Origin of the sequence: Enterobacter sp. BNK-29 (assembly GCF_048684785.1) — a bacterium.
Classification (GTDB): domain Bacteria; phylum Pseudomonadota; class Gammaproteobacteria; order Enterobacterales; family Enterobacteriaceae; genus Enterobacter; species Enterobacter cloacae_M.
The window spans coordinates 2277195-2299343 of record NZ_JBLQTU010000001.1; the positions used below are offsets into that span (position 1 = coordinate 2277195).

The 22149-nt window shown below is 56.3% G+C and carries 17 protein-coding genes, 3 rRNA genes and 1 riboswitch; of the genes, 11 read left to right on the forward strand and 9 right to left on the reverse strand.

Annotated features, from left to right (window positions below):
* Nucleotides 1-187: 187 nt before the first annotated feature.
* The 7 genes from thiH to ACMGGX_RS10910 all read right to left on the reverse strand — a co-directional run bounded on the left by thiH (nucleotide 188) and on the right by ACMGGX_RS10910 (nucleotide 6288).
* On the reverse strand, nucleotides 188-1315 hold the full coding sequence (thiH, locus tag ACMGGX_RS10880) for a 2-iminoacetate synthase ThiH (protein WP_420298360.1): 1128 nt from the start codon (nucleotides 1313-1315) through the stop codon (nucleotides 188-190).
* Complete coding sequence (thiG, locus tag ACMGGX_RS10885; protein ID WP_181594172.1) at nucleotides 1312-2082, reverse strand: thiazole synthase; 771 nt, start codon at nucleotides 2080-2082, stop codon at nucleotides 1312-1314. Before thiG ends, thiH begins: the two co-directional genes overlap by 4 nt.
* Before the next feature lies 1 nt (nucleotide 2083).
* Complete coding sequence (gene thiS / locus ACMGGX_RS10890; protein ID WP_420298361.1) at nucleotides 2084-2284, reverse strand: sulfur carrier protein ThiS; 201 nt, start codon at nucleotides 2282-2284, stop codon at nucleotides 2084-2086.
* Entirely contained in the window at nucleotides 2268-3023 is a 756-nt protein-coding gene (locus ACMGGX_RS10895) for a HesA/MoeB/ThiF family protein (RefSeq protein WP_048976106.1), read from the reverse strand. Before ACMGGX_RS10895 ends, thiS begins: the two co-directional genes overlap by 17 nt.
* The gene (gene thiE, locus ACMGGX_RS10900; protein WP_181594173.1) at nucleotides 3010-3651 is read right to left on the reverse strand and encodes a thiamine phosphate synthase; all 642 of its coding nucleotides are present in this window, start codon (nucleotides 3649-3651) and stop codon (nucleotides 3010-3012) included. Before thiE ends, ACMGGX_RS10895 begins: the two co-directional genes overlap by 14 nt.
* Nucleotides 3651-5546, reverse strand: a complete 1896-nt coding sequence (gene thiC, locus ACMGGX_RS10905) for a phosphomethylpyrimidine synthase ThiC (RefSeq protein WP_181594174.1) — start codon at nucleotides 5544-5546, stop codon at nucleotides 3651-3653. Before thiC ends, thiE begins: the two co-directional genes overlap by 1 nt.
* 78 nt (nucleotides 5547-5624) lie before the next feature.
* Nucleotides 5625-5736: riboswitch (TPP riboswitch) on the reverse strand.
* A 54-nt stretch (nucleotides 5737-5790) separates the two neighbouring features.
* Entirely contained in the window at nucleotides 5791-6288 is a 498-nt protein-coding gene (locus ACMGGX_RS10910) for an Rsd/AlgQ family anti-sigma factor (RefSeq protein WP_023309976.1), read from the reverse strand.
* A gap of 95 nt (nucleotides 6289-6383) precedes the next feature.
* On the opposite strand from ACMGGX_RS10910, the gene nudC reads away from it, so the two are divergent.
* From nudC to ACMGGX_RS10940, 6 genes are all read left to right on the forward strand, one after another.
* Complete coding sequence (gene nudC / locus ACMGGX_RS10915; RefSeq protein ID WP_181594175.1) at nucleotides 6384-7157, forward strand: NAD(+) diphosphatase; 774 nt, start codon at nucleotides 6384-6386, stop codon at nucleotides 7155-7157.
* 38 nt (nucleotides 7158-7195) lie between these two features.
* Complete coding sequence (gene hemE / locus ACMGGX_RS10920) at nucleotides 7196-8260, forward strand: uroporphyrinogen decarboxylase (RefSeq protein ID WP_029742041.1); 1065 nt, start codon at nucleotides 7196-7198, stop codon at nucleotides 8258-8260.
* 9 nt (nucleotides 8261-8269) lie between these two features.
* Complete coding sequence (gene nfi, locus ACMGGX_RS10925; protein WP_023309979.1) at nucleotides 8270-8941, forward strand: deoxyribonuclease V; 672 nt, start codon at nucleotides 8270-8272, stop codon at nucleotides 8939-8941.
* Between the two features lie 41 nt (nucleotides 8942-8982).
* Nucleotides 8983-9573 (forward strand): YjaG family protein, encoded by a 591-nt coding sequence (locus ACMGGX_RS10930; RefSeq protein ID WP_023309980.1) that lies wholly within the window; start codon nucleotides 8983-8985, stop codon nucleotides 9571-9573.
* Nucleotides 9574-9759: 186 nt separating this feature from the next.
* Nucleotides 9760-10032, forward strand: a complete 273-nt coding sequence (gene hupA, locus ACMGGX_RS10935) for a nucleoid-associated protein HU-alpha (RefSeq protein WP_002445246.1) — start codon at nucleotides 9760-9762, stop codon at nucleotides 10030-10032.
* Nucleotides 10033-10043: 11 nt separating this feature from the next.
* On the forward strand, nucleotides 10044-10736 hold the full coding sequence (locus tag ACMGGX_RS10940) for a DUF1481 domain-containing protein (protein ID WP_420298757.1): 693 nt from the start codon (nucleotides 10044-10046) through the stop codon (nucleotides 10734-10736).
* 47 nt (nucleotides 10737-10783) lie between these two features.
* Here ACMGGX_RS10940 and purD read toward each other — a convergent pair whose 3' ends face one another.
* Nucleotides 10784-12076: a phosphoribosylamine--glycine ligase gene (gene purD, locus ACMGGX_RS10945; RefSeq protein ID WP_420298362.1), complete on the reverse strand. Its 1293-nt coding sequence runs from the start codon at nucleotides 12074-12076 to the stop codon at nucleotides 10784-10786.
* A gap of 15 nt (nucleotides 12077-12091) precedes the next feature.
* The gene (purH, locus tag ACMGGX_RS10950; protein WP_061716167.1) at nucleotides 12092-13681 is read right to left on the reverse strand and encodes a bifunctional phosphoribosylaminoimidazolecarboxamide formyltransferase/IMP cyclohydrolase; all 1590 of its coding nucleotides are present in this window, start codon (nucleotides 13679-13681) and stop codon (nucleotides 12092-12094) included.
* 560 nt (nucleotides 13682-14241) lie between these two features.
* Here purH and ACMGGX_RS10955 point away from each other — a divergent pair.
* From ACMGGX_RS10955 to aceB, 5 genes are all read left to right on the forward strand, one after another.
* Nucleotides 14242-15783 (forward strand): 16S ribosomal RNA (locus ACMGGX_RS10955).
* Nucleotides 15784-15992: 209 nt separating this feature from the next.
* A 23S ribosomal RNA gene (locus ACMGGX_RS10960) occupies nucleotides 15993-18897 on the forward strand.
* 71 nt (nucleotides 18898-18968) lie between these two features.
* Nucleotides 18969-19084: ribosomal RNA gene (gene rrf / locus ACMGGX_RS10965) — 5S ribosomal RNA — on the forward strand.
* The 16S, 23S and 5S rRNA genes sit together here, the layout of an rRNA operon.
* A gap of 242 nt (nucleotides 19085-19326) precedes the next feature.
* A complete protein-coding gene (gene metA, locus ACMGGX_RS10970; RefSeq protein WP_348562201.1) occupies nucleotides 19327-20256 on the forward strand; it encodes a homoserine O-acetyltransferase MetA in 930 nt (309 codons plus the stop codon).
* A 270-nt stretch (nucleotides 20257-20526) separates the two neighbouring features.
* A complete protein-coding gene (gene aceB, locus ACMGGX_RS10975; protein ID WP_420298363.1) occupies nucleotides 20527-22128 on the forward strand; it encodes a malate synthase A in 1602 nt (533 codons plus the stop codon).
* The last annotated feature ends 21 nt before the right edge of the window (nucleotides 22129-22149 follow it).

Genomic DNA, 22149 nt, shown 5'->3' on the forward strand with positions numbered 1-22149 from the left:
ACTTGCCAGGAGCCGTTTGTGCAATGAACCAGGGGCAGGGCGAAACGAGGAAGAAGCTTTTCGCCCTGGTCAGCATCCGTTGCTGACCCTGTGACAATAAAAAACCGGACGATCGCTGACAACCACCCGGTTTTGCCTTTTCGTAGCGCCTCGACAATTTTTTATGGCGTTGCAGTACGTTTCAGCGTCATTGCGAGACTCTTCCCAGCCAGCTGTCCCAGTCTTTCCAGACAGGCTGAAGACCCTGCGCCGTCAGGGCTGCGGCAACGGCTTCCGGACGTCGCCCGTCATGCGGCACAAACTGCTCCAGCTCCGGACGCTCGTCGGCGTAGCCGCCAGGCTGCGTTTTGGAAAACGCGCTGACGTTGTTAATCGCAAGCGGTATAACGCGATCGCGAAACGCCGGGGATTCACGCGTTGAGAGCGATAATTCCACTTCCGGGGCGAGCAGGCGAAACGCACAGATGGTCTGCACCAGCTGGCGTTCATCCATCAGCGAAGCCGGTTCAATCCCGCCCGCGCAAGGTCTCAGGCGCGGGAAGGAGATGGAGTAACGGCTCTGCCAGTAGTGCTGCTGAAGCCATAGCAAATGTTCCGCCACCATGTAACAATCCACACGCCAGCTGTCAGAAAGCCCGATCAGCGCCCCCAGACCGATTTTGTCGATCCCCGCGCGACCCAGCCTGTCCGGCGTTTCCAGCCGGAAAAAGAAATCCTGTTTCTTGCCCTTCAGGTGGTGCCGGGCGTACGTCGCCTCGTGATAGGTTTCCTGGTAGACCATGACCCCGTCCAGCCCGAGGGTTTTGAGCTCCGCGTACTCCTCCTGCGCCAGGGGCTGCACTTCCATCTGCAACGACGCAAACTGACGACGAATGGCGGGAAGGTGCTGACGGAAATAGTCCATTCCCACTTTTCCCTGATGTTCGCCCGTGACCAGCAGAAGATGTTCAAAGCCCATTTCACGAATGGCCGCGCACTCAAGGGCAATCTCACCTTCATCGAGCGTTTTACGCTTGATGCGGTTGCTCATGGAAAAACCGCAGTAGGTGCAGTCATTGGCGCACAGGTTTGAGAGATAGAGCGGCACGTAGAAGCTCACCGTGTTGCCAAAACGCTGGCGGGTGAGCCGCTGCGCTCGCTGGGCCATCGGTTCGAGGTACGCGCTGGCCGCCGGGGAGAGCAGGGCCATCAGATCCTCGCGGGTCAGATGGCGGGCATGCAGCGCGCGCTCCACGTCAGCCGCCGTTTTGCTGTTAATGCGCAGGGCAATGTCGTCCCAGTTAAGCTGCCGCCAGCGCTCGGTAAACGTGCTCATGAGATCGCCTCCAGAAAACCGGTCAGCGGGCTGGTGGCCTGCGCCTGGAAACTGCGCGAGCCGGGACCGGACTCCCTTGCCAGCAGGCCAGCCTCTACGGCCATGCGGAACGCACGCGCCATCATGACCGGATCGTCGGCAACCGCGATGGCCGTATTGACCAGCACCGCGTCGGCGCCCATCTCCAGCGCCTGCGCGGCATGGCTGGGCACGCCAATGCCCGCATCAACCACCACCGGTACGGTAGCCTGCTCAATAATGATTTCCAGCATCGCGCGGGTTTCCAGCCCCTGGTTGGAGCCAATGGGGGCGCCCAGCGGCATGACGGCGGCGCAGCCGACCTCTTCCAGCCGTTTGCACAGGACAGGGTCGGCGCCGCAGTAAGGCAGGACGGTAAACCCTTGCTGCACCAGCTTTTCAGCCGCTTTCAGCGTTTCGATGGGGTCGGGCAGCAGCCAGCGGGCGTCAGGATGAATTTCCAGCTTTAGCCAGCGGGTGCCGAGCGCCTCGCGGGCCAGCTGCGCGGCGAAAATCGCCTCTTCGGCCGTTTTGGCACCGGAGGTGTTGGGCAGCAGCGTGACGCCAGCCTCCAGTAAAGGCGCCAGAATGGCGTCGCTGTTATTACGCAGATCCACGCGCTTGAGCGCCAGCGTCACCAGCTGGCTGCCGCTTTCGCGAATGGCATCCACCATCAGCTGCGGCGAGGCGAATTTTCCGGTTCCGGTAAACAGATGTGAATCAAAGACTTTATCGGCAATACGTAACATCTCAGCCCCCTGCGATAACCTGAAACAGCAGGATCTGGTCGCCGTCATTGACCTGCTGATGTTCCCACTGCTCGCGCGGCAGGATCTGTTGATTGAGCGCCAGCGCCGTTCCCGGCTTGAGCTGGCGCAGCTTGTCGAGCAGTACCACAACGGTGAGACCGTCGTCGCATCTCATCGGCTCATCGTTAAACAGAATGCGCATCGCGGCCTCCGCATACCGGGCAGCGGCTGGCGCGGTGTAATGCCAGATGGCGCCAGCCGCTGGAGCGGGCATCGAACAGCCGCAGCGTATTGCGTTCCGTCTCCATGCCGCTGAGCAGCTTGATGGCCTCCAGCGCCTGCATTGTGCCCATTACGCCGACCACCGGACCAAGAATGCCCGCCGTACGGCAGTTGCGCGCCGGCTCTGCATCATCCGGCCACAGGCAGCGATAGCAGCCCTGCGACCACGGCGGGGTCAGGACCATCATCTGCCCGCCGAAACCCACCGCGCTGGCCGTGATAAGCGGCGTATTATTTGCCACGCAGGCGGCGTTAATCGCCTGGCGCGTCGCCATGTTGTCCGTGCAGTCCAGCACCACGTCGGCCAGGGCGACCTCACGGCGCAGGCTTTCACCGCTGAGCCGATCCTGCAGGGCAATCAGCGCGATATCCGGGTTGAGCTGGTTCAGGCGCTGCCGGGTGATTTGCGCTTTCGGCTGGTTGATATCCTCGGTGGTAAAGAGGATTTGTCGCTGCAGGTTGCTGAGGTGAACCTCGTCGTCGTCGGCCAGCACCAGCGTACCGATACCTGCGCCTGCCAGATAAAGCGCGGCGGGCGCGCCTAACCCGCCCAGACCAACAATCAGAACCCGGCTGGCGAGCAGCTTTTGCTGCCCGTCGATGGCGATATCTTCCAGCAGGATCTGACGGCTGTAGCGCATAAAATCACGATCGTTCATCACCCACTCCTGCCAGCTGTAACAGCTGTTCGGTGGCGAGACGCCAGTCTGCGGCCTGGGTGATGGCGCTGACGACGGCGATACTGCCGACGCCGGTCTCCAGCACCGCCGGGGCGCGTTCAAGACTGATTCCGCCGATGGCGACGGTGGGGTAATCGGCAAGGCGTTTAACGTGACTCGCCAGCTGCGTTAGCCCCTGTGGTGCGGAGGGCATCTGCTTGGTTTGCGTCGGGAAGACGTGACCCAGCGCGATGTAAGAGGGACGGGCCGCCAGCGCCACGTCGATCTCCATGTCATCGTGTGTTGAAACGCCAAGACGCAACCCGGCTTCACGGATAGCGCTCAGATCCGTTGTTTCCAGATCCTCCTGACCCAGATGCACGCCGTACGCCCGGTGCTTAACGGCCAGCCGCCAGTAATCGTTGATAAACAGACGGGCGTTATGCCGACGCCCCAGCGCGATGGCGGCAACCACATCGGCTTCCACCTCGTCGTCGCGTTTATCCTTGATGCGCAGCTGGATCGTTCGAACGCCTGTCTCCAGCAGGCGCGCTATCCACTCCACGCTGTCCACCACCGGATAGAGCCCTAAACGGTAGGGGACGGGCGGGAAATCGGGCTTATACATTACGCCTCCTCTTTTTTGAGGTAGATTTCGCCGCCTTTGGCGCGGAAGGTCTCAGACATGTCCGCCATACCCACTTCAATGGTCTGCGCGGCGGCGTAGTCGCGCACCTCCTGGCTGATTTTCATCGAGCAGAATTTTGGCCCGCACATAGAGCAGAAGTGCGCGACTTTACCTGACTCCTGCGGCAGGGTCTCGTCGTGATAGGCGCGGGCGGTGAACGGGTCCAGCGCCAGGTTGAACTGGTCTTCCCAGCGGAATTCAAAGCGTGCCTTCGACATGGCGTTATCGCGGATTTGCGCGCCCGGGTGGCCTTTGGCCAGATCCGCCGCGTGGGCGGCAATTTTGTAGGTGATCAGCCCCTGCTTCACGTCCTCTTTGTTTGGAAGGCCGAGGTGCTCTTTCGGCGTCACGTAGCAGAGCATGGCGCAGCCGAACCAGCCGATCATCGCCGCCCCAATGCCTGACGTGAAGTGGTCATAGCCCGGCGCAATATCGGTAGTCAACGGCCCCAGGGTGTAGAACGGTGCTTCGTGGCAGTGCTCCAGCTCCTCGGTCATGTTGCGGCGGATCATCTGCATCGGCACGTGGCCCGGGCCTTCAATCATCACCTGCACGTCATACTCCCAGGCGATCTTAGTCAGCTCGCCCAGCGTGTGCAGCTCGGCAAACTGCGCTTCGTCGTTCGCGTCGCGAATAGAGCCCGGACGCAGGCCGTCGCCCAGAGAAAGTGATACGTCGTAGGCAGCGCAGATTTCGCAAATTTCGCGGAAGTGCTCGTAGAGGAAGTTTTCCTGATGATGGGACAGGCACCACTTCGCCATGATGGAACCGCCGCGCGAGACGATGCCGGTCAGACGCTTCGCGGTCATCGGCACGTAGCGCAGCAGCACGCCCGCGTGAATGGTGAAGTAGTCCACGCCCTGTTCGGCCTGCTCCAGCAGCGTGTCGCGGAAGGCTTCCCAGGTGAGGTCTTCGGCAATGCCGTTGACCTTTTCCAGCGCCTGATAAATCGGGACGGTGCCAATCGGTACCGGGCTGTTACGCAGGATCCATTCGCGGGTTTCGTGAATATAGCGGCCGGTGGAGAGATCCATTACCGTGTCCGCACCCCAGCGCGTGGACCAGACCAGCTTCTCCACCTCTTCTTCGATGGAGGAGGTGACGGCCGAGTTACCGATGTTCGCGTTGACCTTCACCAGGAAGTTGCGGCCGATAATCATCGGCTCGGATTCCGGGTGGTTGATGTTGGCAGGGATAATCGCGCGGCCTGCGGCCACTTCGTCACGCACAAACTCCGGCGTGATGTTCTCCGGCAGGCGAGCGCCAAAGCCTTCACCCGGATGCTGATAGCGCAGCACTTCGCTACGGATGCGCTCGCGACCCATGTTTTCGCGAATGGCGATGAACTCCATCTCCGGCGTGACGATGCCCCGGCGCGCGTAGTGCAGCTGGGTCACGCATTTGCCCGCCTTAGCGCGTTTTGGCGTCAGCAGGCCGGTAAAGCGCAGCTCGTCCAGACCGTCGTCGGCCAGGCGCTCTTTGGTGTACGCAGAGCTGCGCACGCTCAGCTCTTCGCAGTCGTTACGCGCGTCAATCCACGGCTGGCGCAGCTTAGCCAGACCCTGCTGGACGTTGATGGCAACATCAGGGTCACCGTACGGGCCGGAGGTGTCGTATACCGGCACGGCTTCGTTGTCTTCATACTGCGGGTTATCTTTGCTGCCGCCGATAAGCGTCGGGCTGAGCTGAACTTCGCGCATTGGGACGCGGATATCGGCCTGCGAGCCGGAAATGTAGATGCGTTTCGAGTTCGGGAAAGCGGTGCCTTCCAGCGTGTCGATGAAGTGTTGGGCCTGTGCGCGCTGTTCGCGGCGGGTCAGTTTTGCAGTAGACATAGCTCATTCCAAAAGTGAAGGACATGGCTTGTCAGACGACGGATGAAGCAAGAGAGGATCGCCCTCAGGCGATACAACAGCAGTGTGACTCTTGTTCCCTTCGCAGGTATTAGCCTGATCAGGTTCCGCGGATCCCGAATTAACGGTCTCAGCCCGCGCTTTCAGGCGCTGGGCACTCCGACAAGAAAAATCCCCCTCGTGAGAGGGGCGAATGGTTGTAAATTACTCGTTAACGATGAAGAACTCAAGCAGGGCGCGCGACGTTCTCTTCGTTACTGATGTTCAAATCATTATCCAGCACGAGGGCGATCAGCTTATCTTCCAGCGTGAATCGCTCTTCCAGCGCTTCACCGAGGTCGGATAGCGCCTGCTGAAACTCAAGATAGTTATCGTGGTCGATAGCGTTCTCGAGCGCGGAATCATAGTAATCCATGATCTGCTGGGTGTTGGCTTCCAGAAGCGGATAGAGCTTGCTGGCCGCTAAATACGGCGTTGTCCCTTCCATTTCGCGGATAATGCGTTCATAAATATTGAAATGGCCGTCGGACAGATAGTCGACCAGGCCCTGACAAAAATCATCCAGCGCTTTTTCATTCAGTCGCATAAACGATTCTTTGCCAGGCTTAATACCGACCAGATTGTAATAAGCCACGAGTAGATGCTTGCGTACATGTAGCCAGCGATCCACCAGTTTGTTATTTCCTCTAACGCGCTCAGTCAGGCTTTGCAGCTGGTTTAACATGGTCGACTCCGCAAAATGTAGGATTGAATCTGCTTATCCAGAATGTAACCACAATGCTAACAACATGTCAGTGAAGCGAAGGTAGTGCAATAGATATGGATCGTATTATTGAAAAATCAGATCTTGGTTGGTGGATCGTCAGTCACGAACAAAAATTATGGCTTCCTGCCGGGGAAATCCCCTACGGTGCAGCTGAAGCGTTCGATCTCGTTGGCCAGCCAGCGCTACAGATCGGCGAGTGGCAGGGTGAGCCCGTGTGGTTGATCCAACAGCCCCGCCGCCAGGATATGGGATCGGTGCGCCAGGTGCTGGATCTGGACGTGGGGCTGTTCCAGCTGGCGGGGCGCGGCGTGCAGCTGGCCGAGTTTTACCGCTCGCATAAATACTGCGGCTACTGCGGTCATACCATGCGCCCGAGCAAAACCGAGTGGGCGATGCTCTGCAGCCACTGCCGCGAACGCTACTATCCGCAGATTGCGCCGTGCATTATCGTCGCTATCCGCCGGGAGGATTCCATCCTGCTCGCGCAGCATACCCGCCATCGCAACGGCATTCACACCGTGCTGGCCGGCTTCGTCGAGGTGGGCGAAACGCTGGAGCAGGCGGTGGCGCGCGAGGTGATGGAGGAGAGTGGGATCACAGTGAAGAACCTGCGCTACGTTACCTCCCAGCCGTGGCCGTTCCCGCAGTCGTTGATGACGGCATTTATGGCCGAATACGACAGCGGCGAGATCGTTATCGATCAGAAAGAGTTGCTGGACGCGAACTGGTATCGCTACGACGATTTACCGCTTTTGCCTCCGCCGGGCACCGTGGCGCGTCGCCTGATAGAAGATACCGTGGCGATGTGTCGGGCCGAGTATGAGTAGTGTTACACTGAGGCCATGACGCTTAAGGAACTGCAAAAATGACCGAACTGAAGAACGATCGTTATCTGCGTGCGCTGCTGCGCCAGCCCGTTGATGTCACCCCGGTGTGGATGATGCGCCAGGCGGGACGCTATCTTCCGGAGTACAAAGCCACGCGCGCACAGGCGGGCGATTTTATGTCGCTGTGCAAAAACGCCGAGCTGGCCTGTGAAGTGACGCTCCAGCCGCTGCGCCGCTTCCCGCTGGATGCTGCGATCCTCTTCTCGGATATTCTGACCATTCCGGATGCAATGGGCCTTGGCCTGTACTTCGAAACCGGTGAAGGCCCGCGTTTCACCTCCCCAATCAAAAGCAAAGCCGACGTGGATAAGCTGCCGATCCCCGATCCGGAAGGCGAGCTGGGCTACGTGATGAACGCCGTGCGCACCATTCGCCGCGAGCTGAAAGGTGAAGTGCCGCTGATTGGCTTCTCCGGCAGCCCGTGGACGCTGGCGACCTATATGGTGGAAGGGGGCAGCAGCAAAGCCTTTACCATGATTAAAAAGATGATGTACGCCGAGCCGCTGGCCCTGCATGCGCTGCTCGACAAGCTGGCGAAGAGCGTCACCCTCTATCTGAACGCGCAGATTAAGGCCGGTGCGCAGTCGGTGATGATTTTCGATACCTGGGGCGGCGTGCTGACCGGGCGCGATTATCAGCAGTTCTCCCTGTACTACATGCACAAAATCGTCGACGGCCTGCTGCGTGAAAACGAAGGCCGCCGCGTGCCGGTGACGCTGTTCACCAAAGGTGGCGGTCAGTGGCTGGAAGCGATGGCGGCAACCGGCTGCGACGCGCTGGGCCTCGACTGGACCACCGATATCGCCGATGCGCGCCGTCGCGTGGGCGACAAAGTGGCGCTGCAGGGCAATATGGACCCGTCCATGCTCTATGCGCCGCCAGCCCGCATTGAAGAAGAAGTGTCGACTATACTGTCTGGTTTCGGCCAGGGGGAAGGCCACGTCTTTAACCTCGGCCACGGCATTCATCAGGATGTGCCGCCAGAACACGCAGGCGTATTTGTGGAGGCGGTGCATCGGCTTTCTGCCCAGTATCACAAGTAAGGAGTGATTATGGATCTCGCGTCGCTACGCGCTCAACAAATCGAACTGGCCTCATCGGTGATCCGCGAGGATCGTCTGGATAAAGATCCTCCGCAGTACATTGGCGGAGCAGACGTCGGATTCGAGCAGGGCGGGGAAGTGACGCGAGCGGCGATGGTGGTACTGAAATATCCTTCGCTTGAGCTGGTGGAGTACAAGGTTGCGCGTATCGCGACCACCATGCCGTACATTCCGGGCTTTCTCTCCTTCCGCGAATATCCCGCGCTGCTGGCAGCGTGGGAGCAACTCTCGCAAAAACCTGACCTGCTGTTTGTCGATGGACACGGTATCTCACACCCGCGCCGTTTAGGCGTTGCCAGCCACTTTGGGCTGCTGGTGGATGTGCCGACCATTGGCGTCGCCAAGAAACGCCTGTGCGGCGCGTTTGAACCTCTTTCTGCCGAGCCGGGCGCGCTGGCGCCGCTTATCCATAAAGGCGAGCAGCTAGCGTGGGTCTGGCGCAGCAAGGCGCGCTGCAACCCGCTCTTTATCGCCACCGGGCACCGGGTGAGCATGGACAGCGCCCTGGCGTGGGTGCAGCGCTGCATGAAGGGCTACCGCTTGCCGGAGCCGACGCGCTGGGCAGACGCCGTGGCCTCTTCGCGTCCGGCTTTTGTTCGTTGGCAGGAAATTCAGCGATGATTCAGGTAAACTGCGCCTAATTTTCGATTCGAGAGATCATCATGCTACAAAACCCGATTCACCTGCGCCTTGAGAAACTTGAAAGCTGGCAGCACGTGACGTTTATGGCTTGCCTGTGCGAGCGCATGTATCCCAACTATGCCGCGTTCTGTAAGGAGACGGGCTTTGGTGATGGCCATATCTACCGCCGCATTCTGGATCTGATCTGGGAAACGCTGACGGTGAAAGACGCGAAGGTGAACTTCGACTCCCAGCTGGAAAAGCTGGAAGAGGCGATTCCGGCTGCGGATGATTTTGACCTGTACGGTGTCTACCCGGCGATTGATGCCTGCGTGGCGTTAAGCGAACTGCTTCACTCCCGTCTGAGCGGTGAAACCCTGGAGCACGCAATTGAAGTCAGTAAGGCGTCTATTACGACCGTCGCGATGCTGGAAATGACCCAGGAAGGCCGCGAGATGACCGACGAAGAGCTGCGTGCGAACCCGGCGGTTGAGCAAGAATGGGACATTCAGTGGGAAATTTTCCGCCTGCTGGCAGAGTGTGAAGAACGCGATATTGAGCTGATAAAAGGGCTGCGCGCGGACTTACGAGAGGCTGGTGAGAGCAATATTGGTATAATTTTTAACCAATGAGACAAGAAAACTTGAGATAACGCCCGTTTTGTCGCTCCTCGACTCTTCCCTTTCGCCCCTTGTCTGGTCTACATTTGGGGGGCGAAAAAAAGTGGCTATCGGTGCGTGTATGCAGGAGAGTGCTTTTTTGGCATTTTCGTCGCACTCGATGCTTAGCAAGCGATAAACACATTGAAAGGATAACTTATGAACAAGACTCAACTGATTGATGTAATTGCGGACAAGGCTGATCTGTCTAAAGTGCAGGCTAAAGCTGCTCTGGAATCTACCCTGGCTGCTATTACTGAGTCTCTGAAAGAAGGCGATGCTGTGCAACTGGTTGGTTTCGGTACCTTCAAAGTGAACCACCGCGCTGAGCGTACTGGCCGCAACCCGCAGACCGGTAAAGAAATCAAAATCGCCGCAGCTAACGTGCCGGCATTTGTTTCTGGTAAAGCACTGAAAGACGCTGTTAAGTAAGACGCGTGGCAGTGAACAGTTTTAGCGAAGGGGCGGTAACGCCCCTTTTGTCTTTCTGGCGTGGAACGCTCGTGCTGGCAGGCATGCTGCTGCTGTCAGCCTGCAGCCACGACACCTCTCTGCCGCCGTTTACCGCCAGCGGCTACGCGGATAACCAGGGTGCGGTCAGGATCTGGCGCAAAGATTCCGGTGGCGAAGTGCATCTGCTTTCTGCCTTCAGCCCGTGGCATAACGGCAATACGTCGACTGCGGAATATCGCTGGCAGGGAGATGACCTGTCGCTGATTGAACTGAACGTCTACAGCAAGACCCCCGAACATGTGAAAGTGCGTTTTGACGACCATGGCGAGCTGAGCTTTATGCAGCGCGAAGTCAGCGGTCAGAAACAGCAGCTTTCCAGCGATCAAATCGCTCTCTACCGCTATCGTGCCGAACAAATCCGCCAGACCAGCGATGCGCTTCGTCTGGGACGCGTTGTGCTGCGCCAGGGGCGCTGGCATGCCGATGGGACGGTGACAACCTGCGAAGGACAGACGGTCAAGCCTGAGCTCGAATCCTGGGCAACCGAACACATTCAACGCCGTCAGCGTCATTCATCAATGGAAGTGAGTGTGGCGTGGCTTGAAGCGCCGGAAGGCTCTCAGCTGCTGCTGGTGGCGAACGAAGACTTCTGCACCTGGCAGCCAACGGAAAAAAGTTTTTGATTTAAATCCCCTCTCCCTTGAGGGAGAGGGTTAGGGTGAGCGGGAAATTACTCTCCCTGCTCACGCGCAATCGCGCGATAACCGATATCCTGACGGCTAAAGCTGCCGTTCCAGTGAATATCCGCCATCAGCGCGTAGGCGCGTTTCTGCGCTTCTGCCACAGTATGGCCCAGCGCGGTTGCACACAGCACGCGTCCGCCGTTGGTGAGGACGCGATCGTCGTCAGCCAGCTTCGTACCCGCATGGAACACCTTCGCACCGTCAATCTCTTCCAGCGGCAGGCCGTGGATTTCATCCCCGGTGTTGTAGTTGCCCGGATAACCACCTGCAGCAATCACCACGCCCAGAGACGCACGCTCGTCCCACTCTGAGGTTTTCTCGTCGAGCTTGCCTTCGCAGGCTGCCAGACACAGTTCCACCAGATCGGATTTCATGCGCAGCATGATGGGCTGCGTTTCCGGATCGCCAAAGCGGCAGTTGAATTCGATGACCTTAGGGTTACCCTGCTTGTCAATCATCAGACCCGCGTAGAGGAAACCGGTGTAGGTGTTGCCTTCCGCCGCCATCCCTTTCACGGTTGGCCAAATGACGCGATCCATGGTGCGCTGGTGGACTTCGTCAGTCACTACCGGAGCGGGGGAGTAAGCGCCCATTCCGCCAGTATTCGGGCCGGTATCGCCATTACCTACGCGCTTGTGGTCCTGGCTGGTGGCCATCGGCAGAATGTGCTCGCCGTCGACCATCACGATAAAGCTCGCTTCTTCACCGTCGAGGAACTCTTCGATCACGATGCGGTGGCCCGCGTCGCCAAAGGCGTTACCCGCCAGCATATCCTGAACCGCGGCTTCTGCTTCTTCGAGCGTCATCGCGACGATAACACCTTTACCAGCGGCCAGACCGTCGGCCTTGATGACAATCGGCGCGCCTTTTTCACGCAGGTAGGCCAGGGCTGGCTCCACTTCGGTGAAGTTCTGATATTCCGCCGTCGGGATGTTGTGACGCGCGAGGAAATCTTTGGTGAAGGCTTTGGAGCCTTCCAGCTGCGCGGCGCCTTCCGTTGGCCCGAAGATTGTCAGGCCCGCCGCGCGGAAGGCATCGACGACGCCAATCACCAGCGGCGCTTCCGGGCCGACGATGGTCAGATCGATTTTCTCGCTCTGGGCAAAGCTCAGCAGCGCCGGGATATCGGTCACGCCGATAGCCACGTTCTGCAGCGCGGGTTCCAGCGCGGTACCGGCGTTGCCCGGTGCTACGAAGACTGTTTTCACCAGCGGAGACTGCGCCGCTTTCCACGCCAGAGCGTGCTCGCGTCCGCCGTTACCAATCACTAATACTTTCATTTTCTGCTCCGGGAATTAATGGCGGAAGTGGCGCATGTCGGTGAAGATCATTGCAATGCCATGTTCGTCGGCAGCGGCAATCACTTCGTCGTCGCGAATTGAGCCGCCAGGCTGGATCACACAGGTGATGCCCACTGCAGCCGCCGCGTCGATACCGTCACGGAACGGGAAGAAGGCGTCAGAAGCCATGGCGGAGCCTTTTACTTCCAGACCTTCATCACCTGCTTTAATGCCCGCGATTTTCGCGGAGTAAACGCGGCTCATCTGGCCTGCGCCTATCCCGATAGTCATGTTTTCTTTGGCGTAGACGATGGCGTTGGATTTGACGAACTTCGCGACCTTCCAGCAGAACAGCGCGTCACGCAGTTCCTGTTCGGTCGGCTGACGTTTGGTTACCACGCGCAGGTCGGCTTCTGTCACCATACCCAGATCGCGGTCCTGAACCAGCAGGCCGCCGTTCACACGCTTGAAGTCCAGGCCCGGCACGCGTTCTGCCCACTGGCCGCATACCAGCACGCGTACGTTCTGTTTTGCAGCGGTGATTTTCAGCGCCTCTTCGGATGCGGATGGCGCGATGATCACTTCAACGAACTGGCGGGAGATGATGGCCTGTGCGGTTTCAGCATCCAGCTCGCGGTTGAAGGCGATAATGCCGCCGAACGCGGAGGTCGGGTCGGTTTTGTAGGCGCGATCGTAGGCGTCCAGAATAGAGGTGCTTACTGCAACACCGCATGGGTTTGCATGCTTGACGATAACGCAGGCTGGCTCGCTGAACTCTTTCACGCATTCCAGCGCGGCGTCGGTGTCAGCAATGTTGTTATAGGAGAGCGCTTTGCCCTGAACCTGCTGAGCGGTCGCAACAGAGGCTTCTTTTACCTCTTCTTCTATATAGAAGGCTGCCTGCTGGTGGCTGTTCTCGCCGTAACGCATATCCTGCTTCTTAATAAAGTTCAGGTTCAGGGTGCGCGGGAAACGGCCAGAAGGATCTTTGCTTTCACCGTGGTAAGCAGGCACCAGGCTACCGAAGTAGTTGGCGATCATGCTGTCGTACGCCGCGGTGTGCTCGAAGGCTTTGATGGCGAGGTCGAAACGCGTTTCCAGAGTCAGTGACCCTTCGTTGGCATCCATCTCATTAATAATGGTTTCGTAATCGCTGCTCTTTACGACGATGGCCACATCTTTATGGTTCTTGGCCGCGGAGCGCACCATGGTTGGGCCGCCGATATCAATATTCTCTACGGCATCTTCCAGAGAACAGCCTTCGCGGGCTACGGTCTGGGCAAACGGGTAGAGGTTAACGACAACCATGTCGATTGGCGCGATGTCATGCTGTTCCATAATGGCGTCGTCCTGACCGCGACGGCCAAGAATACCGCCGTGCACTTTCGGATGCAGGGTTTTGACGCGTCCATCCATCATTTCCGGGAAACCGGTGTAATCGGACACTTCGGTTACCGGCAGACCTTTATCTGCTAACAGGCGAGCGGTACCGCCTGTAGAAAGCAGCTCCACACCGCGTGCGGAAAGTGCCTGAGCGAATTCGACGATACCGGCTTTATCAGAAACACTGAGCAGAGCGCGGCGGACTGGACGACGTTGTTGCATGGTAAATCCCCTGGATTTCACGATTACAGAGAGCGTTAGATGAATTTTCCTGCGAAAAACTCATCTAACACACCTGACGGGGCATCCTTATTAAGCGCGAGCATTTTAACGAAAACGTTTGCGCAACGCTCGCACATTTTCACTTTTTCGTATCATTGTGGATAAGTCTGTGTGTAAAAAGGTATAAGGCGGGGTTTTGCTGTGGAATGCAGCAGTCAGTCATTTTTCTGTCATTTAGCGGTTGCGGCCTGCTGAGAACTCCCTATAATGCGCCTCCATCGACACGGCGGATGTGAATCACTTCACAGACAACCCGGTCGGTTGAAGAGAAAAAATCCTGAAATAACGGGTTGACTCTGAAAGAGGAAAGCGTAATATACGCCACCTCGCAACGGTGAGCGAAAGCCGCGTTGCACTGCTCTTTAACAATTTATCAGACAATCTGTGTGGGCACTCAAAGTGACATGGATTCTTAATGTCTTCGGACAATAAATGAATACCAAGTCTCTGAGTGAACATACGTAATTCATTACGAAGTTTAATTCACGAGCATCAAACTTAAATTGAAGAGTTTGATCATGGCTCAGATTGAACGCTGGCGGCAGGCCTAACACATGCAAGTCGAGCGGCAGCGGAAAGTAGCTTGCTACTTTGCCGGCGAGCGGCGGACGGGTGAGTAATGTCTGGGAAACTGCCTGATGGAGGGGGATAACTACTGGAAACGGTAGCTAATACCGCATAACGTCGCAAGACCAAAGAGGGGGACCTTCGGGCCTCTTGCCATCAGATGTGCCCAGATGGGATTAGCTAGTAGGTGGGGTAACGGCTCACCTAGGCGACGATCCCTAGCTGGTCTGAGAGGATGACCAGCCACACTGGAACTGAGACACGGTCCAGACTCCTACGGGAGGCAGCAGTGGGGAATATTGCACAATGGGCGCAAGCCTGATGCAGCCATGCCGCGTGTATGAAGAAGGCCTTCGGGTTGTAAAGTACTTTCAGCGGGGAGGAAGGTGTTGAGGTTAATAACCTCAGCAATTGACGTTACCCGCAGAAGAAGCACCGGCTAACTCCGTGCCAGCAGCCGCGGTAATACGGAGGGTGCAAGCGTTAATCGGAATTACTGGGCGTAAAGCGCACGCAGGCGGTCTGTCAAGTCGGATGTGAAATCCCCGGGCTCAACCTGGGAACTGCATTCGAAACTGGCAGGCTAGAGTCTTGTAGAGGGGGGTAGAATTCCAGGTGTAGCGGTGAAATGCGTAGAGATCTGGAGGAATACCGGTGGCGAAGGCGGCCCCCTGGACAAAGACTGACGCTCAGGTGCGAAAGCGTGGGGAGCAAACAGGATTAGATACCCTGGTAGTCCACGCCGTAAACGATGTCGACTTGGAGGTTGTGCCCTTGAGGCGTGGCTTCCGGAGCTAACGCGTTAAGTCGACCGCCTGGGGAGTACGGCCGCAAGGTTAAAACTCAAATGAATTGACGGGGGCCCGCACAAGCGGTGGAGCATGTGGTTTAATTCGATGCAACGCGAAGAACCTTACCTACTCTTGACATCCAGAGAACTTTCCAGAGATGGACTGGTGCCTTCGGGAACTCTGAGACAGGTGCTGCATGGCTGTCGTCAGCTCGTGTTGTGAAATGTTGGGTTAAGTCCCGCAACGAGCGCAACCCTTATCCTTTGTTGCCAGCGGTCCGGCCGGGAACTCAAAGGAGACTGCCAGTGATAAACTGGAGGAAGGTGGGGATGACGTCAAGTCATCATGGCCCTTACGAGTAGGGCTACACACGTGCTACAATGGCGCATACAAAGAGAAGCGACCTCGCGAGAGCAAGCGGACCTCATAAAGTGCGTCGTAGTCCGGATTGGAGTCTGCAACTCGACTCCATGAAGTCGGAATCGCTAGTAATCGTAGATCAGAATGCTACGGTGAATACGTTCCCGGGCCTTGTACACACCGCCCGTCACACCATGGGAGTGGGTTGCAAAAGAAGTAGGTAGCTTAACCTTCGGGAGGGCGCTTACCACTTTGTGATTCATGACTGGGGTGAAGTCGTAACAAGGTAACCGTAGGGGAACCTGCGGTTGGATCACCTCCTTACCTTAAAGAACCTGCCTTTGTAGTGCTCACACAGATTGTCTGATAAATGATGAACTTCTGAATGTACTTTTGAGTACATTAAGAAGTTTTGCTCTTTAAAAATCTGGATCAAGCTGAAAATTGAAACGACACATCTTAATTGGTGTGTTCGAGTCTCTCAAATTTTCGCAAGTCGATGATGAATCGAAAGAAACATCTTCGGGTTGTGAGGTTAAGCGACTAAGCGTACACGGTGGATGCCCTGGCAGTCAGAGGCGATGAAGGACGTGCTAATCTGCGAAAAGCGCCGGCGAGGTGATATGAACCTTTGACCCGGCGATGTCCGAATGGGGAAACCCAGTGTGATTCGTCACACTATCGTTAACTGAATACATAGGTTAACGAGGCGAACCGGGGGAACTGAAACATCTAAGTACCCCGAGGAAAAGAAATCAACCGAGATTCCCCCAGTAGCGGCGAGCGAACGGGGAGCAGCCCAGAGTCTGAATCAGCTTGTGTGTTAGTGGAAGCGTCTGGAAAGTCGCACGGTACAGGGTGACAGTCCCGTACACGAAAGCACACAGGTTGTGAACTCGAAGAGTAGGGCGGGACACGTGGTATCCTGTCTGAATATGGGGGGACCATCCTCCAAGGCTAAATACTCCTGACTGACCGATAGTGAACCAGTACCGTGAGGGAAAGGCGAAAAGAACCCCGGCGAGGGGAGTGAAAAAGAACCTGAAACCGTGTACGTACAAGCAGTGGGAGCACCTTCGTGGTGTGACTGCGTACCTTTTGTATAATGGGTCAGCGACTTATATTCTGTAGCAAGGTTAACCGTATAGGGGAGCCGAAGGGAAACCGAGTCTTAACTGGGCGTTAAGTTGCAGGGTATAGACCCGAAACCCGGTGATCTAGCCATGGGCAGGTTGAAGGTTGGGTAACACTAACTGGAGGACCGAACCGACTAATGTTGAAAAATTAGCGGATGACTTGTGGCTGGGGGTGAAAGGCCAATCAAACCGGGAGATAGCTGGTTCTCCCCGAAAGCTATTTAGGTAGCGCCTCGTGAACTCATCTTCGGGGGTAGAGCACTGTTTCGGCTAGGGGGCCATCCCGGCTTACCAACCCGATGCAAACTACGAATACCGAAGAATGTTATCACGGGAGACACACGGCGGGTGCTAACGTCCGTCGTGAAGAGGGAAACAACCCAGACCGCCAGCTAAGGTCCCAAAGTCATGGTTAAGTGGGAAACGATGTGGGAAGGCACAGACAGCCAGGATGTTGGCTTAGAAGCAGCCATCATTTAAAGAAAGCGTAATAGCTCACTGGTCGAGTCGGCCTGCGCGGAAGATGTAACGGGGCTAAACCATGCACCGAAGCTGCGGCAGCGACACTTAAGTGTTGTTGGGTAGGGGAGCGTTCTGTAAGCCGTTGAAGGTGTGCTGTGAGGCATGCTGGAGGTATCAGAAGTGCGAATGCTGACATAAGTAACGATAAAGCGGGTGAAAAGCCCGCTCGCCGGAAGACCAAGGGTTCCTGTCCAACGTTAATCGGGGCAGGGTGAGTCGACCCCTAAGGCGAGGCCGAAAGGCGTAGTCGATGGGAAACAGGTTAATATTCCTGTACTTGGTGTTACTGCGAAGGGGGGACGGAGAAGGCTATGTTAGCCGGGCGACGGTTGTCCCGGTTTAAGCATGTAGGCGGAGGTTCCAGGTAAATCCGGTACCTTTTAACGCTGAGGTGTGATGACGAGGCACTACGGTGCTGAAGTAACAAATGCCCTGCTTCCAGGAAAAGCCTCTAAGCATCAGGTAACATCAAATCGTACCCCAAACCGACACAGGTGGTCAGGTAGAGAATACCAAGGCGCTTGAGAGAACTCGGGTGAAGGAACTAGGCAAAATGGTGCCGTAACTTCGGGAGAAGGCACGCTGATATGTAGGTGAAGCCCCTGCGGGTGGAGCTGAAATCAGTCGAAGATACCAGCTGGCTGCAACTGTTTATTAAAAACACAGCACTGTGCAAACACGAAAGTGGACGTATACGGTGTGACGCCTGCCCGGTGCCGGAAGGTTAATTGATGGGGTTAGCGGCAACGCGAAGCTCTTGATCGAAGCCCCGGTAAACGGCGGCCGTAACTATAACGGTCCTAAGGTAGCGAAATTCCTTGTCGGGTAAGTTCCGACCTGCACGAATGGCGTAATGATGGCCAGGCTGTCTCCACCCGAGACTCAGTGAAATTGAACTCGCTGTGAAGATGCAGTGTACCCGCGGCAAGACGGAAAGACCCCGTGAACCTTTACTATAGCTTGACACTGAACACTGGTCCTTGATGTGTAGGATAGGTGGGAGGCTTTGAAGCGTGGACGCCAGTCTGCGTGGAGCCGCCCTTGAAATACCACCCTTTAATGGCTGGTGTTCTAACGTAGACCCGTGATCCGGGTTGCGGACAGTGTCTGGTGGGTAGTTTGACTGGGGCGGTCTCCTCCCAAAGAGTAACGGAGGAGCACGAAGGTTAGCTAATCCTGGTCGGACATCAGGAGGTTAGTGCAATGGCATAAGCTAGCTTGACTGCGAGAGTGACGGCTCGAGCAGGTGCGAAAGCAGGTCATAGTGATCCGGTGGTTCTGAATGGAAGGGCCATCGCTCAACGGATAAAAGGTACTCCGGGGATAACAGGCTGATACCGCCCAAGAGTTCATATCGACGGCGGTGTTTGGCACCTCGATGTCGGCTCATCACATCCTGGGGCTGAAGTAGGTCCCAAGGGTATGGCTGTTCGCCATTTAAAGTGGTACGCGAGCTGGGTTTAGAACGTCGTGAGACAGTTCGGTCCCTATCTGCCGTGGGCGCTGGAGAATTGAGGGGGGCTGCTCCTAGTACGAGAGGACCGGAGTGGACGCATCACTGGTGTTCGGGTTGTCATGCCAATGGCACTGCCCGGTAGCTAAATGCGGAAAAGATAAGTGCTGAAAGCATCTAAGCACGAAACTTGCCCCGAGATGAGTTCTCCCTGACTCCCTGAGAGTCCTGAAGGAACGTTGAAGACTACGACGTTGATAGGTCGGGTGTGTAAGCGCAGCGATGCGTTGAGCTAACCGATACTAATGAACCGTGAGGCTTAACCTTACAACGCCGAAGCTGTTTCGGCGAAGAGACAGACAATCAAGTTTCAGCCTGATACAGATTAACAGAATTTGCCTGGCGGCTTTAGCGCGGTGGTCCCACCTGACCCCATGCCGAACTCAGAAGTGAAACGCCGTAGCGCCGATGGTAGTGTGGGGTCTCCCCATGTGAGAGTAGGGAACTGCCAGGCATCAAATAGAAGAACCCCGTACCGTAAGGTGCGGGGTTTTTTGCTTTGTGCGTCAGAAATCATGCCGAGTGGCTTTGCAGGCCCGGTAAGCGCAGCGCCATCGGGCAAGTCAAACCGCACCCATCCTCTCCTTGAAACTTTCTCACCTTCTGCTTGCAGACTCGACATTCAAACCATTTCTGGGTATCGTTAGCTGTCTGGATGTCTAAACGTTTATACGTATGCTGTGAGGATATTAAGTTATGCCGATTCGGGTGCAGGACGAGCTACCAGCCGTCAATTTCTTGCGTGAAGAAAACGTCTTCGTCATGACGGCTTCGCGTGCGACAGGTCAGGAAATTCGCCCGCTGAAGGTGCTTATTCTCAATCTGATGCCAAAAAAGATCGAAACAGAAAACCAGTTCCTGCGTCTTCTGTCGAACTCCCCGCTGCAGGTTGATATTCAGCTGCTGCGAATCGATGCCCGTGAGTCACGTAACACGCCTTCTGAACATCTGAACAATTTCTACTGTAACTTCGATGACATTCAGGGGGAAAACTTCGACGGACTGATCGTGACCGGCGCGCCGCTCGGTCTGGTTGAATTTAACGATGTCGCCTACTGGCCGCAGATCAAACAGGTTCTGGAGTGGGCAAAAGATCACGTCACGTCCACATTGTTTGTCTGTTGGGCGGTACAAGCCGCGCTGAATATTCTTTATGGTATCCCCAAGCAAACCCGCACTGAAAAGCTCTCCGGCGTCTACGAACACCACATTCTTCACCCACACGCTTTGCTGACGCGTGGTTTCGATGACTCTTTCCTGGCCCCGCATTCTCGCTACGCCGATTTCCCGGCCCAGCTGATTCGTGATTACACCGATCTGGAGATCCTGGCCGAAACGGAAGATGGAGATGCTTACCTGTTTGCCAGCAAGGATAAACGCATTGCATTCGTGACCGGGCATCCTGAGTACGACCCGTATACCCTCGCGTCAGAGTATTTCCGCGATGTCGAAGCGGGTCTTAATCCGGATGTACCGTACAACTATTTCCCGAAAGACGATCCGCAAAACAAACCGAGAGCAACCTGGCGCAGCCACGGGAATTTGCTTTTCACTAACTGGCTCAACTATTACGTCTACCAGATCACGCCATACGATCTGCGCCACATGAATCCGACGCTGGAGTAATCTTCTGCACTAAACGATCCTAAAGCGTTTCAGCTATTCAAATCAGGCACCTTCGGGTGCCTTTTTTATTTCCGAAATGTCACTCACCATCCGATGCAACTTTAATATCAATGAAATCAATCAATTAATTACAATTAATAATTAAAATGGAAATTGTTTTTGATTTTAGAAAAAATATAGATAGTCTTAATTCTGCTGAGCGAAAACTACCCAACGATCTTTCGTTCGCATCGGGGGCGTGATTTTGGATCTTTGATGAGGAGCAGAGTAATGACTCAACAGGCAACGACGTTCGATGAACTGGCCTTTACCCAGCCGTATGGCGAGCAAGAACAGCAGGTTTTGACGGCGGAAGCGGTAGAATTTCTGACTGAACTGGTGACTCGCTTTACGCCGCAGCGTAATAAGCTGCTGGCGGCACGCATTCATCAGCAGCAGGAAATTGACGATGGCAAGTTGCCTGGCTTCATTTCGGAAACCGCTTCCATTCGTCGCGGTGAGTGGAAAATCCGCGGCATCCCTGAAGATTTACAGGATCGTCGCGTTGAGATCACCGGTCCGGTAGAGCGCAAAATGGTGATCAACGCCATGAACGCCAACGTTAAAGTCTTTATGGCCGATTTTGAAGACTCACTGGCGCCGGACTGGCGTAAGGTCATCGAGGGGCAGATCAACCTGCGCGACGCCGTGAACGGCACCATCAGCTATACCAACGAAGCCGGCAAAATTTACCAGCTCAAACCGAACCCGGCGGTGCTGATCTGTCGCGTACGCGGCCTGCACCTGCCTGAAAAACATGTCACCTGGCGTGGGGAAGCCATTCCGGGCAGCCTGTTTGATTTCGCGCTTTATTTCTTCCACAACTACAAGAACCTGCTGGCAAAAGGCAGCGGCCCTTATTTCTATCTGCCAAAAACGCAGGCCTGGCAGGAAGCGGCCTGGTGGAGCGAGGTCTTCAGCTACGCGGAAGATCGTTTCAACCTGCCGCGCGGCACCATCAAAGCCACGCTGCTGATTGAAACGCTGCCTGCCGTGTTCCAGATGAATGAAATTCTGCACGCCCTGCGCGACCATATTGTCGGCCTGAACTGCGGACGCTGGGACTATATTTTCAGCTACATCAAAACCCTGAAAAACTATCCCGATCGCGTACTGCCGGATCGCCAGGTCGTGACCATGGATAAACCGTTCCTGAGCGCCTACTCGCGTCTGCTGATCAAAACCTGCCACAAGCGCGGCGCCTTTGCGATGGGCGGCATGGCGGCTTTTATCCCGAGCAAAGACGCAGAGCGGAACAATCAGGTGCTCAACAAGGTGAAGGCCGATAAAGAGCTTGAAGCCCGTAACGGTCACGACGGCACGTGGATTGCCCATCCCGGCCTGGCCGATACGGCGATGGAGGTCTTCAACCGCGTTCTCGGCGACAATAAAAATCAGCTGTTCGTCACGCGTGAAGACGATGCCCCAACGGCTGAAGAACAGCTGCTGGCACCGTGCGCGGGCGAGCGTACGGAAGAGGGCATGCGTGCCAATATCCGCGTCGCGGTCCAGTACATCGAAGCGTGGATCTCCGGCAACGGCTGTGTACCTATCTACGGCCTGATGGAAGATGCCGCGACGGCGGAGATCTCACGTACCTCCATCTGGCAGTGGATCCACCATCAAAAAACGCTCAGCAACGGCAAGCCGGTGACCAAATCTCTGTTCCGCCAGATGCTGGCCGAAGAGATGCGGGTGATCCAGGACGAGCTGGGCGAACACCGCTTCAGCAGCGGACGCTTTGACGACGCTGCGCGCCTGATGGAGCAAATCACTACATCAGATGACTTAATCGACTTCCTGACCCTGCCGGGCTACCGCTTCCTGGCGTAACTCACCACATAACAATATGGA